This window comes from Gluconobacter sp. NFX36, from assembly GCF_049887835.1.
GTDB lineage: Bacteria > Pseudomonadota > Alphaproteobacteria > Acetobacterales > Acetobacteraceae > Gluconobacter > Gluconobacter japonicus_A.
Genome location: NZ_JAGEKJ010000004.1, coordinates 139,305 through 151,989, shown reverse-complemented (window position 1 = coordinate 151,989; position 12,685 = coordinate 139,305). Strand labels below are relative to the sequence as shown.

Genomic DNA, 12,685 nt, shown 5'->3' with positions numbered 1-12,685 from the left:
CGGATTACTCCGGAAGGCTTCTAACACACGAAGTCATGCGTGCGCGAAATTAGCTGCTCTTACGACCGAACAGCAGACCACCGACAATGATTCCAACAACAGTCGCAATGACGACGGAAATCAGCGGGCGATCCTGCACAAACGCGGTGGCTGCCTCAAGCTTTGTCTCACCTTCATCATACAGGTCAGCGAATTCCTGCTGCGCCATACCAGAAAGCTGGTCAAACTTGCCTTCAGCCTGCGTTGCCGTGTCGCCGGTCAAACCACCAATACCGTCTTTGACCTTGCCCTTGGCTTCGTCGAGAAGGCCCTCAGCCTTGGTTGTCGTCGTATCAGCCATGTGTCTCTCCTGTCTCCGGATATGATCCGTTCCTGATCCTAACGACCAGCGAACCATAGGGTTGCCTCAAGAATATGGTGCGATCATGAAATGGAGCAAGAGAGTAATACCCTGAAAAAGCAGCCTGTTAAGGCATATGGTTTCAAATCCGTTTCCAAACCTGAACAGGATTTAAGGTCTTGTCATGGCAGGGTTGCACAGCCTGCACTATAGAAGAATGACTGACAAACGGGTGCCCTTCTCAAGCACATCCGGATCCAAGTGTACGGGAAAGACAGAACGATTATGGACGAGCAGACGGCCGGCTCCAGCGACCGCCACCAGAGCAGCAACGCCCAGCCCCTTCCCTCCGCCCGACGTCCCCGTCGGCGCTGGCTCCTCTGGGGGATCGTCGTTCTTGTTCTCCTGCTGATTCTTTTTGCGGTCCTCCGTCCGCACGGAAGGAATGCGGGAGGCGGACACAAGGGCCAATCCGGCGATACCCAGCCGGTCGCCGTCGCCACGGTTCATACCGGCGACATGCCAGTAGTTCTTCAGCTTCTCGGCACAGTCGTCCCCGTCACCAACGTCACAATTACCCCTCGTGTCAGCGGCCATATTCTGGACGTGTATTACCAAGAAGGTCAGCACGTTAAGAAGGGCGACGAACTGGAACTGATCGATCCACGCCCCTATGAGGCGACACTGGCGCAATACAAAGGCACTCTCGCCGCAGATCGCGCCCAGCTTGAAAAGGCACGCGTGGACAATGCGCGTTACCAGAAGCTGATCCGCCAAAACTCCACGTCAGCCATGACGGCACGGGATCAGGAGTTCACAGTTCAACAGTTGGAAGGCACCGTAAAGTTCGACGAAGCCAATGTCCGCAATGCCGAACTGAACGTGATGTACTGCCACATCATTGCGCCCGTTGATGGGCGCGTCGGTATCCGCGTGCTGGATAAAGGAAACTATGTCGCCGCAGGCCAGTCTGGAGGTCTGACAATCCTGACGCAGATGGAACCGATCTCCGTTATCTTCACGGTTCCACAGAATCAGATCGGCCCTGTCGCTGACCGGCTGCATGACGTCAGTGAACTTCCGGTCGAAGCCTGGAACAGCGACAATACCCAAAAAATCGCCGATGGCACCGTGAAGGCTCTGGACAGTCAGATCGACACGTCAACCGGTACGGTCCGTATGCGTGGCATCTTCACCAATGAAGATGAGCGCCTGTTCCCGAACGAATTCGTCAACGCACACCTGCTTGTCAAGACGCTGCATAATGCTCTGATTGTTCCAGGCAATGCGCTCCAGACCGGTCCGGACGGCCAGTTCCTCTACGTCGTCCAGCCAGACATGACGGTGAAGGACATCCCCGTGAAGGTGGGTGAGACCGACGACAGCAATGCCGTCATCCTTTCCGGTGTAAAGGCTGGAGACCGTGTGGTGACCGACGGTGTCAGCCATCTGCGCCCTGGCCAGAAGGTGTCGATCCCGGATACGTCCACCAACCAGACCGCTGCCGCAGAAGCCAAGACGGCCGAAACCCATCATCGCCACAGTAACGGCCAGCAGAGCACTGATGCTGCCAAGCACAGCAATGATCCTTCTGCCCCCGATGCCGCTGGCACTCACTGACCGTTCACAGGGAACAGCAAGACCGTGAATCCGTCCCGCCTGTTCATCGAACGTCCGGTTGCCACCAGCCTCCTGATGTTCGCCATCCTGCTGAGCGGTCTGCTCGGCTACCATTTTCTGGCTGTTTCAGCGCTTCCGCAAGTCGAGTATCCGACGATTACGGTCTCGACTTCCTATCCGGGCGCCGGACCAGACGTGATGAGTACATCCGTCACCGCTCCGCTTGAAACGCAGCTTGGTCAGATGCCCGGCCTGGACCAGATGACCTCCCAGTCGTCTGGCGGCGCATCGGTCATTACCCTGCGTTTTGGCCTCGATATGTCCATGGATGTGGCGGAGCAGGAAGTTCAGGCGGCGATCAACAACGCAACGTCCCTACTCCCGACGGATCTGCCTGCTCCCCCGATCTACGCCAAGGTCAACCCAGCAGACACACCCGTTCTGACACTCGGCATCACGTCCAAAACGATGCCGCTTCCGGAAGTGGAAGACTACGTCAACACGCGTCTTGAGCAGAAAATCAGTCAGATTTCCGGCGTTGGTCTCGTGACCCTGTCTGGCGGCAATCGCAAGGCGTATCGCATTCAGGTCAACATCCCGAAGCTGACCTCCTACGGCATCGCCATCGACACCCTGCGCACCATCATCACAACCGTCAACGTCAACTCCCCGACAGGGACTTTTGACGGCCCCAAGCGCTCGACATCACTTCGTATCGACGGGCAGATCCAGTCCGTGGCGCAGTTGATGAATCAGGTCATTGCTTATCAGAACAATGGTCCGATCCGCGTGCGAGACGTCGCCACCGTTGTAGAAGGCGCCGAGAACAGCCAGCTTGCAGCATGGTCGAATGGAACACCTGCCCTGATCCTGAACGTGCAGCGCCAGCCCGGCGCTAACGTCATCGGAGTTGTGGACAATGTTCTGCGCATTCTTCCGCAACTCAAACAGGACCTGCCGCCCGGTATTGAAATCACACCCCTGACGGACCGGACCACAACCATTCGAGCCTCTGTCGAAGATGTGGAATACGAGCTTGGCCTAGCCATGGTGCTCGTTGTTGGCGTGATTTTCGTCTTCCTGCGCAACGTCCCCGCTACAATCATTCCAAGCCTCTCGGTCCCACTGTCCCTCGTGGGCACGATGGCGGCGATGTATCTGCTTGGCTTCTCGCTCGACAATCTGTCGTTGATGTCCCTGACCATTGCGACAGGCTTCGTGGTCGATGACGCCATCGTGGTGATCGAAAACATTGCGCGTTACATCGAAGCTGGCGAAGACCGTTATACTGCCGCCCTCAAGGGTGCCGGCGAAATCGGCTTTACCATCATCTCGCTAACCGTTTCGCTGATAGCAGTACTGATCCCGCTGCTGTTCATGAAGGATGTCGTAGGGCGTCTGTTCCACGAATTCGCCATGACGCTGTCGATCACCATCGTCATCTCCGCCATCGTGTCCATTACACTGGTCCCGATGATGTGCGCCCGGATGCTGACGGATACGCACGCTCCCTCCGCAAACCACGGCTTTTGGGGGCGTCTGTCCAACGCAACCGAGCGCGGTATCAACGGCATGATCGCGCTTTATGGCCGTTGGCTTGATGTTGTGCTTCGTTTCCGCGGGCTGACGCTTCTGGTTACGCTGGGAACAATCATTCTGACGGGTGCTCTCGCCTATACGATCCCGAAAGGCTTCTTTCCAACTCAGGATACCGGCGTCGTGCAGGGTATCTCGGTCATGTCGCAGGCAATTTCCTTCGAAGGCATGAAAGATCGTCAGCAGGCCCTTGGGGCGGAAATCCTTAAAGACCCTGACGTCGCCAGCATCTCGTCTTTTGTAGGCATCGATGGCCAGAACATGACGATGAATGTGGGGCGTTTCCTGATTAATCTGAAACCCCGCACCGATCGTACATCTGACCTGACAACCATCCTTCACCGTCTGGGTCAGCTCGGCCAGAATGTGGTTGGAACGCAACTTTTCGTTCAGCCCATTCAGGATCTGTCACTGGATTCCTCGATCTCCGCAACCCAGTACCAGTTCATGCTGGAGAACCCGGACTATGACACCTTCAAAACGTGGGTGCCGAAGTTTGTGGCTGAACTGCAGAAAGAACCCTCCCTCGCGGATGTGACGTCCGATCTTCAGGCCGAAGGTCTGGTGGCCCAGCTTTCCCTCGATCGGGCCACGGGCGCGCGTTATTCCATCACCCCACAGACGGTCGATAACCTTCTCTATGACAGTTACGGCCAGCGCCAGATCTCCACGATCTACACACAGGCCAACCAGTATCGTGTCATTCTGGAAGCTCTGCCTGAGCTTCAGAACGATCTGACGTCTCTGGATCAGCTCTATCTGCCGGGAATTTCGTCCGAAGCCGGAGGCAGCACATCAGGGCCTACACGCCAGCCAACGTCCGGTCTGGTGCCCCTCAAGCAGGTCACAACCATCACGCATAGCCTGGCTCCCCTGCTCATCAGCCATTACGGACAGTTCCCGGCCACAACCATTTCGTTCAACGTCGCCAAAGGATACTCACTGGGGGCAGCGACGAATGCCATCGAGCGTGTAGAACAGAGCATCGGCCTGCCGCCTGCCTTCCAGACCGCATTCCAGGGAACAGCAGCCGCATTCCGCTCGTCCCTGACCAATGAAATCTGGCTGGTCATGGCGGCCGTCATCGCGGTCTATATCGTGCTGGGTATTCTCTATGAGAGCTTCATCCACCCCATCACGATCCTCTCCACCCTGCCCTCCGCAGCGATCGGGGCGCTGATCGGTCTGTACCTGTTCGGGATGGATCTCGACATCATGGGGATCATCGGCATCGTGCTGCTGATCGGCATCGTGAAGAAAAATGCCATCATGATGATCGACTTCGCCCTTGAAGCGGAACGTCTGGAGGGACACACGCCTCTGGAAGCCATCCGACAGGCCGCATTGTTGCGCTTCCGCCCCATCCTGATGACAACACTCGCCGCATTGTTCGGTGCCCTGCCTCTGATGCTGAGTCATGGCGTCGGATCAGAACTGCGCCGCCCTCTGGGTGTCGCCATCGTTTGTGGCCTGATGCTGTCGCAGATGCTGACCCTGTTCACAACACCGGTCATCTACCTGTTCATGGACGGTATCGGCCGCAGAACCCGTGGATTGCTACAACGCTATCAGGCCAGCCGGACACCTTCCCCAAGCCCGCATAGCAACCCGTGAACCTGATCCGCCTCTTCGTCATGAGGCCAGTCGGGACAACCCTTCTGGCCGTTGCGCTCGTGATCGCCGGTATTCTGGGCTATTTCAGCCTTCCCGTTGCTGACCTCCCGAACGTGGACTTTCCAGTCATCATGGTGATGGCGAACCAGCCTGGCGGTTCTCCTTCCGAGATCGCCAGCACGGTGGCCGCCCCGCTGGAGCGCCATCTGGGCGCGATTTCAGGCGTCACGGAAATGACGTCTGAATCCACCGTCAACCAGACGCGCATCACACTCCAGTTCGATCTCTCCCGAGACATCAATGGCGCGGCGCGGGATGTAGAGTCAGCATTGCAGGGCGCAAGACAGGACCTTCCCTCCACTCTTCGCACCAACCCGACCTACGACAAGGCCAATTCCAACGGGCCTCCAGTCGTTGCCATGACATTGACGTCCGATACCCGGACACCACAGGAACTCTACGAATTTGCAAGCAATGTCCTGACCCAGCAGCTCAGCCAGGTTGAAGGCGTCGGAGAAGTTGAAATTCGAGGCAGTTCCCTGCCCGCCGTTCGTGTCGAGCTGAACCCGTTACGCCTGTTCCGCTACGGTATCGGGTTCGAAGACGTCCGAGCAGCTCTCGCGTCAGCAAATGCCCACACCCCTAAAGGCTTCATTGACTCGCACGGCACCCGCCTGATGCTGTCCACGAACGACCAGGCCAGCAAAGCCGAAGACTATCGCGGACTGGTCATTGCCTATCGCAACAATCAGCCTGTGCGTCTGACAGATGTTGCGGACGTCAATGACAGTGTCGAGGATCTGCGACAGACGGGCTTTCACAACGGCCAGCGCGCAATCATCTGCACAGTCTTCACGCAGGGAGGTGCGAACGTCATCAAGACGGTGGATGGTATCCGCAGCCGTCTGCCCATTCTTCAGTCTGCATTGCCGGGCAACACCCATCTCAACGTCATGATCGACCGGTCAAAGACCATCCGGGCGTCTCTCAACGATACGAAACAAACCCTGATTATTGCTGTTGTGCTCGTCGTCATTGTCGTTCTGCTGTTCCTGCGCAGCTTCTCAGCCATTCTCATCCCGGCCGTCGTCGTCCCCGTGTCCATTATCGGAACATTCGGCGCCATGGCTCTGATGGGATACCAGCTCGACAACATGTCTCTCATGGCCTTGACCATCTCCACAGGTTTTGTGGTCGATGATGCCATCGTCGTGCTTGAAAACATCACCCGATACATGGAGATGGGCCATGAACGCGTGGAAGCCTCCATCCTTGGGGCAAGTGAAGTAGCCTTCACGGTTCTCTCCATCACAGTATCCCTGGTTGTCGTGTTCGCCCCTATCATGTTCATGGGGGGCGTTGCCGGACGTCTGTTCCATGAATTCGCGATGGTGATGGTCATTACCCTGACCATCTCACTGGTGCTTTCGCTGTCGCTGACTCCGATGTTGAGCGCCATGATCCTCAATGTCACACCCGCCAACAGCCAGACACTCTGGGGAAAGATCGGCTCTCTTCTGGAAAAAGCGATCGACGGTATTGCCAAAGGATATGATCGCTCTCTGGGCTGGGGTCTGCGGCACCCTTTCCTGATTGTTCTTTCCCTTCCCGCCACACTTCTTCTGGCCGGCATTCTCTTTGTAAAAATGCCCAAGGGCTTCTTCCCGTCTGAAGACACGGGGCAACTCATGGGGCGACTGGTCGCGGATCAGTCCGTGTCGTTCCAGTCTTTGAAAGCGCTTGCCGCCCGCGCCATGAAAGTCGTGGCCGCGGACCGGGATGTGGCTGGTGTCATGGGCGGCGCAGGCGGCCGCTCCGCGAATTCAGCCAACATGTTCATCGCCCTCAAACCCAAAGAAGAACGCAAGGACAGCCTGGCCAGAACCGTTCAACGCCTCAACAGAGCTTTCGCCCACGTCCCGGGAGCACAGTTGCGCCTGATGGCACCGGGAGCCGTCCGGGTCGGTGCACGGTCTGGAGATGCGTCCTATCAGTATTCTCTGGAAGGGCCTTCGGCAGAAGAGCTTTACGAGTGGACGCCCAAAATCGTGGCCGCCCTCTCCAGAATTCCCCTGCTGATGAATGTGTCATCCAACGTGGAGGAAGGCGGTCAGGCCATCGCAATCGCCATCAACCGCGATATGAGTTCCCGATACTCCATCACCCCACAGCTGATTGCCAACACACTCTATGATGCCTTTGGCCAGCGTTCAGCATCCGTCATCTATGGATCCCTGAACCAGTATCATGTGGTCATGGAAGTTGCGCCGAATTACTGGGAGAACCCAGAGACGCTGAAGCAGATGTGGGTCAGTGCCTCTGGCGGTACGGCGACAGGAGGAACATCCTCCAACAATCTCCGCGTCAGAGCCAGCACGACATCCAGCACCCTCTCCCAGAGCGAACAATCTTACCTGAACTCCGTGGCCAACGCACTCGCTGGCGGTAAATCTGCTTCAAGCGGATCCGCCGTAACGACCAGCTCTGAAACGATGGTGCCTCTCGGTGTGCTGGGACATCAACGCATGACCAATACGGCGCTGACAGTGAATCATGACGGCCTGTCCGTCGCCACAACGGTGTCTTTCGATCTGGCCCCGGGCGCCTCGCTCGGACCGGCCGTTCAGGCCGTCGAAGCCGCCATGGTCAAACTTCATGTCCCGCCCACCATTCATGGAGGCTTTGCAGGCAATGCGGCTGCGTTCCAGAAATCCGTCAGCGATGAGCCTTTGCTCATCCTCGCGGCGCTGGCTGCGGTCTACATCGTTCTGGGCATCCTCTATGAAAGCCTCATTCACCCGTTGACCATTCTGTCGACACTTCCCTCCGCAGGTGTTGGCGCATTGCTGGCTCTACAGGTCTTCGGACAGGAATTCTCACTGATGGCCATGATCGGCGTTATTCTGCTGATCGGTATCGTGAAGAAAAACGCCATCATGCTGATCGACTTTGCTTTGGTGGCGCAACGTGAAGGAGCCACGGCACTGGAAGCCATTCATCAGGCCAGCGTCCTGCGTTTTCGTCCTATCCTCATGACGTCTCTTGCTGCCGCCTTTGGTGCTGTTCCGCTTGTTTTCGGCAATGGATACGGTAGCGAACTGCGGCGGCCTCTCGGCATCGCCATTCTCGGCGGCCTGATGGTCAGCCAGCTTCTCACGCTCTACAGCACGCCCGTCGTGTTTCTCTATCTCGATCGTTTTGGAAAGATGCTCGGTCGCGTCCGGCATCATTTTGCCACCCTGCTTCACATCTCGCCCCGGGAAACGGAAATCTGATGACCGCCCTTCGCATGCCTTCCCTGCGTACCCTTCTTCTGGGAGCCGCATCCCTGCCTCTCCTGAGCGGCTGCATGGTCGGACCGAATTATCATCGTCCTTCGGCAGTGATCTCCGCACATTTCAAGGAAGCCCCCCCTCCTGCGGGCTGGAACAAAGCACAGCCAGATCTGGCCCTTATGCCCAAAGGAGACTGGTGGACAATCTTCAACGATCCCCTTCTGAACGATCTTGAAGAACGCGTCGCAACGTCTAACCAGAGTCTGAAGGAATATGAGGCACAATATCGCAAGGCTGCGGCAACCATCAATTCCATCAAAGCCAGTCTGTACCCAACCCTGAGCGGCAATTTCAGCTTCAATCGCAATTCTCAGGGCAGCAGCGCGACCAGCACCAGCGGCGGCTTCACCTACAGTTCCTCCCAATCCTATACGAGCAATACATGGGCCACTGGCCCATCTGCCAGTTGGACCGTGGACGTCTGGGGCAAAGTACGCCGACAGATCCAGGAGCAGGTTGCGGCTACACAAGGTGATGCAGCCCTTGTTGCCAGTATGCGCCTGTCTTACCAACTAACGCTGGCACAGGATTATTTCAGCCTGCGCTATCAGGACAGCCTGATCGATCTTTATACGCGTAATGTCGGTCTCTATCGGGATAACCTGAAAATCCTGCAAAATCAGCTCGAAGCTGGCGTTGCAGATCCTACCAGTGTCCTACAGGCCAAATATCTTCTGCAATCAACAGAAGCCAGTCTGGCCAACGCCCATATCGCACGCGCGCAATATGAACACGCCATTGCGATGCTAACAGGTCGGGCACCAGCAGATGTAACCATCGCAACGGCACTTCTTCCAAAGACCCTTCCTCCAGCGCCTGTCGCTCTCCCCTCCATGATCCTTGAACGTCGCCCCGACGTTGCTCAGGCTGAACGGAACATGGAAGCTTACAATGCAGAAATCGGTTACGCGATTGGCGCTTTCTTCCCGGAAATCACCTTGTCCGCTTCTTACGGCTATAGCGGAAACCCTCTCCAGCAACTGATCCAAACCGCCACACGAACCTGGGGCCTTGGCGCTGCCGCGACCGAGACCATTTTCCAGGGTGGCGCACGAACCGCCGCAGTTCGTGAAGCCGAAGCCGATTACGATAATGCGGTGGCCACTTATCGCCAGACCGTTCTGGCGGCCATGCAGGACACGGAAGACCATATGTCCAACCTGCATTATCTGGCCCAGCAACTGACACTTCAGAACCAGGCCGTTGATAGTGCTCAGGCTGCCGTTCGCGTGTCCATGAATGAATATCTTGCTGGCACCCAGATCTACACCACCGTTATCACCGCCCAGCAGACCGCGCTGCAATACGAAGAGACCCAGCTCAATATCCGGCAGCAGCAATTCAATTCCGAAGTGGCTCTTCTGACAGATCTCGGGGGCGGCTGGAGCACAAAAGACCTGCCAACCAAAGCGTCTCTCCAAATGGACAACCCGCTTCTTCCGTCCTTTATCCAGAAAGACAAGAACGGCCGATAAACACAAAAAGGGCGGGACCTTCCGGTACCCGCCCTTTTTTATACCCGCCTAGGGCACTGACACATGCCCTTAGAGAGCATGGAGGCCAGCAACACCTGCAAGAATGGCCAGAACAGCCAGAACCAGGAAGATGATGAAAAACAGCTTCGCAATACCTGCTGTTGCTGCGGAAATTCCCGAAAAGCCGAATACGCCGGCAATGATGGAAATGATGAAGAAAACGATAGCATAGTGCAGCATGGAACATGATCCTTGAATAACAGGTCGTGGTCATGTCGTAACGTCCTATGCCTCAGGAAGGTTTCTTTCCCGAAAAAACGGCTCGCCCCAAGAGCAACCCACTGGCGAATGCGGCCGAAAGCAAGAAAAACGGCTGATCCGCCATCAAATCTGCCATAAGAGCACGGCTCTCTTTTAGAAATGTGCACGTTTTTTTCTTCATGCTGTCACAATCTACGAGACGATCAGCACCGTCCTGCAAAGAAGAAACCGTTTCGTCCAGATATGATGCGAGATCTGCATCCATAATGTTGCACTCCATAATCGACGTATCCAATACATACAAAAACGGGGGCAGTTCGAAAACGAACTGCCCCCACTCTTTGACGATCGAGCAACAATCTGATGTTGATGGCCTCAGTGGCCGACAGCAGTCGTAGCCTCACCACGCGCCGTCGCTTCTTCTGTATACCGTCGTGCCTCAGGAGAAATCTTGAGAGCCAAGGTCATAGCAGCTGAAGCAAGATAGATCACGGCGAATGTCCAGATCACATAGCTCATGCCAGGACCAAAGATCGCCCCACACAGGGAGACGATAGCAGGACCGACCCATGTTGACGCGCCCGCACCCAGACCCAGAATGGAAAGCGCAGCGGCTTTTTCACGAGGACAAATCTGCGGCATGAGGCCAGAAAGCGGGACAAACGCAGCAACTGTTGCTCCGTAGAAAATACCTGCAGCAGCAACAGCCCAGAAATTCCCCGGGAACCAGAGCGGAACATAATAGAACAGAGGAATGGCAACGAAGCCACCAATGCCACCGAAAACCGAGACAACAAACCGGTGTCCCAAGGTGTCGGCAACCATACCAGACACGAGGTTAAACAGAATGTTGCTCAGGAAGATCAACGAGAGCAGGTTCAGCCATTGTTCAAGCGTGAAGTGTAGCTGATCCACGAAGAACGCTGGCATGATGGCAAGAAAAGCATATTCAGACGAGGTATCAATGATGCGAACAATACCCGCAATCGTCGTCTTCGGCTCACGCCACATGATGCTGAGAGAACCGAAAAAAATGTCTTTTGTCGGAATATGATCCGGCAGCAGACGCTTTTTCCCCGTTGGCTCATGTGTAAACAGGAGCGCTACCAGGCCACCAATAATGACCAGCCCCAACGAACACCAGAATGTCTTGAGCTCACCAATTTGAGGAATGGTGTAACGAGCGAACTGCGATCCCAACGTTGGGAGACCTGCAGAAAACGAAAACCAGAACCAACCCGCAGCCGATCCCAGCATGGCCGCAGGCGTGGCAGCCGCGATCCAAACCAGAAAACCATACGCGAATAGCGGATAGGCAAACCCACGCAACGTATAGAAAAGAAGGATCATCGGGCCATTGTTTGGACCCAGACCGAACGTCAGAAAACCGACTTCCAGAATGGCCCACAGAATCAGACCCAGCCACATAACTTTCTTCGGTCCCATCAGATCAGACAGCGGGCCTGAAAACCACGCCGCAATCATGACCGTGATGCCGTAGAAAGTGAAGAGTTCGTTGACGAAGCCTTGGGAATGACCGTGATGCAGCATGTAAGTGTCAAGATAACCGGCTTCAACACCGTCCCCGACCATGAATAGAAGCTGACCAACAAAAGCCCAGAAAAGGGCGCGTGGGATGCCAAGAATTTCCGCTAGCCCGCGTTTTGGTGCGGCTGTTTCGGACATGTTCATGCTCTCCAGGCGTAGGCGCGTCACGAACCTGCTTCGACCTCATTGCCGAAACAGATATAGGATGCGTCGTTGCGGGCCCTACGAGAGTGCTCGGACCCGTTTCTCAAAATGATGCAGGACAGCGAGGACAGCGACTTGCCGACACTCAGAAAAAGCACTTTTCCCGCCCTAAAGGGCGAGAGAAAAACAGCCGGTCAAAAAACCGGACGTGAATCGTCCTGCAAGAGATGTGGCAAAACTACACACTCGGCACAGAGTTGTGAACCTTAGAATAAAAAAAAGGCCGGTGCATTGCTGCACCGGCCTTTTCCTGTTTCCGAAGAACAAAGCCTCAGGCGGCTTCCTGCTCTTCTGCAACTGGCTTCGGACCGCTGTCCTGACCCTTGGCATCGACATCGCGTTCAACGAGTTCGATGACAGCCATGTCAGCGTTGTCGCCGTAACGAACGCCAGCCTTCAGCACGCGGGAATAACCGCCAGCGCGTGCCTTATAACGCTCAGCAACGGTGCTGAAGAGCTTGCTGACAACAGCCTCATCACGCAGCTGAGCGAAAGCCTGACGACGAGCGTGCAGGTTACCGCGCTTGCCGAGTGTGATCAGCTTTTCAACAACCGGGCGAAGTTCCTTTGCCTTCGGCAGCGTCGTCGTGATCTGCTCGTGCTTGATGAGTGCGACAGCCATGTTGCGGAACATGGCAGCGCGGTGAGAAGAGGTGACATTGAGCTTACGCCCACTCACACCATGACGCATT

General features: G+C 56.0%; 9 protein-coding genes. 4 read left to right on the top strand and 5 right to left on the bottom strand.

What is annotated here, in order from left to right; translation table 11 throughout:
- Positions 1–49 precede the first annotated feature (49 nt).
- Entirely contained in the window at positions 50–340 is a 291-nt protein-coding gene (locus J4P41_RS05615; protein ID WP_007282756.1) for a CsbD family protein, read from the bottom strand.
- Positions 341–625: 285 nt separating this feature from the next.
- On the opposite strand from J4P41_RS05615, the gene J4P41_RS05610 reads away from it, so the two are divergent.
- The 4 genes from J4P41_RS05610 to J4P41_RS05595 are packed head-to-tail and all read left to right on the top strand — an operon-like array spanning position 626 to position 9,980.
- Entirely contained in the window at positions 626–1,960 is a 1,335-nt protein-coding gene (locus J4P41_RS05610) for an efflux RND transporter periplasmic adaptor subunit (protein WP_426066365.1), read from the top strand.
- 24 nt (positions 1,961–1,984) lie between these two features.
- Complete coding sequence (locus J4P41_RS05605; protein WP_061932395.1) at positions 1,985–5,170, top strand: efflux RND transporter permease subunit; 3,186 nt, start codon at positions 1,985–1,987, stop codon at positions 5,168–5,170.
- Positions 5,167–8,445: an efflux RND transporter permease subunit gene (locus J4P41_RS05600; RefSeq protein ID WP_426066364.1), complete on the top strand. Its 3,279-nt coding sequence runs from the start codon at positions 5,167–5,169 to the stop codon at positions 8,443–8,445. The genes J4P41_RS05605 and J4P41_RS05600 overlap by 4 nt, the downstream gene beginning before the upstream one ends.
- Positions 8,445–9,980, top strand: coding sequence for an efflux transporter outer membrane subunit (locus J4P41_RS05595; protein WP_426066363.1), 1,536 nt, complete (start codon positions 8,445–8,447; stop codon positions 9,978–9,980). The genes J4P41_RS05600 and J4P41_RS05595 overlap by 1 nt, the downstream gene beginning before the upstream one ends.
- A 69-nt stretch (positions 9,981–10,049) precedes the next feature.
- Here J4P41_RS05595 and J4P41_RS05590 read toward each other — a convergent pair whose 3' ends face one another.
- The 4 genes from J4P41_RS05590 to rplQ form a co-directional block, all read right to left on the bottom strand.
- Positions 10,050–10,220, bottom strand: a complete 171-nt coding sequence (locus J4P41_RS05590) for a DUF1328 domain-containing protein (RefSeq protein ID WP_007282750.1) — start codon at positions 10,218–10,220, stop codon at positions 10,050–10,052.
- Positions 10,221–10,272: 52 nt separating this feature from the next.
- Entirely contained in the window at positions 10,273–10,506 is a 234-nt protein-coding gene (locus J4P41_RS05585; protein WP_034880489.1) for a hypothetical protein, read from the bottom strand.
- 110 nt (positions 10,507–10,616) lie between these two features.
- The gene (locus J4P41_RS05580) at positions 10,617–11,933 is read right to left on the bottom strand and encodes an RbtT/DalT/CsbX family MFS transporter (RefSeq protein WP_034880492.1); all 1,317 of its coding nucleotides are present in this window, start codon (positions 11,931–11,933) and stop codon (positions 10,617–10,619) included.
- A gap of 331 nt (positions 11,934–12,264) precedes the next feature.
- On the bottom strand, positions 12,265–12,684 hold the full coding sequence (gene rplQ, locus J4P41_RS05575; RefSeq protein ID WP_010502096.1) for a 50S ribosomal protein L17: 420 nt from the start codon (positions 12,682–12,684) through the stop codon (positions 12,265–12,267).
- Position 12,685 lies beyond the last annotated feature (1 nt).

What these genes read in the sequence shown, in the direction of transcription:
- J4P41_RS05595 (WP_426066363.1), top strand. Translation starts at nt 8,445, where the DNA reads ATGACCGCCCTTCGCATGCCTTCCCTGCGTACCCTTCTTCTGGGAGCC.
- rplQ (WP_010502096.1), bottom strand. Translation starts at nt 12,684, where the DNA reads ATGCGTCATGGTGTGAGTGGGCGTAAGCTCAATGTCACCTCTTCTCAC.
- J4P41_RS05585 (WP_034880489.1), bottom strand. Translation starts at nt 10,506, where the DNA reads ATGGATGCAGATCTCGCATCATATCTGGACGAAACGGTTTCTTCTTTG.
- J4P41_RS05590 (WP_007282750.1), bottom strand. Translation starts at nt 10,220, where the DNA reads ATGCTGCACTATGCTATCGTTTTCTTCATCATTTCCATCATTGCCGGC.
- J4P41_RS05610 (WP_426066365.1), top strand. Translation starts at nt 626, where the DNA reads ATGGACGAGCAGACGGCCGGCTCCAGCGACCGCCACCAGAGCAGCAAC.
- J4P41_RS05615 (WP_007282756.1), bottom strand. Translation starts at nt 340, where the DNA reads ATGGCTGATACGACGACAACCAAGGCTGAGGGCCTTCTCGACGAAGCC.
- J4P41_RS05580 (WP_034880492.1), bottom strand. Translation starts at nt 11,933, where the DNA reads ATGAACATGTCCGAAACAGCCGCACCAAAACGCGGGCTAGCGGAAATT.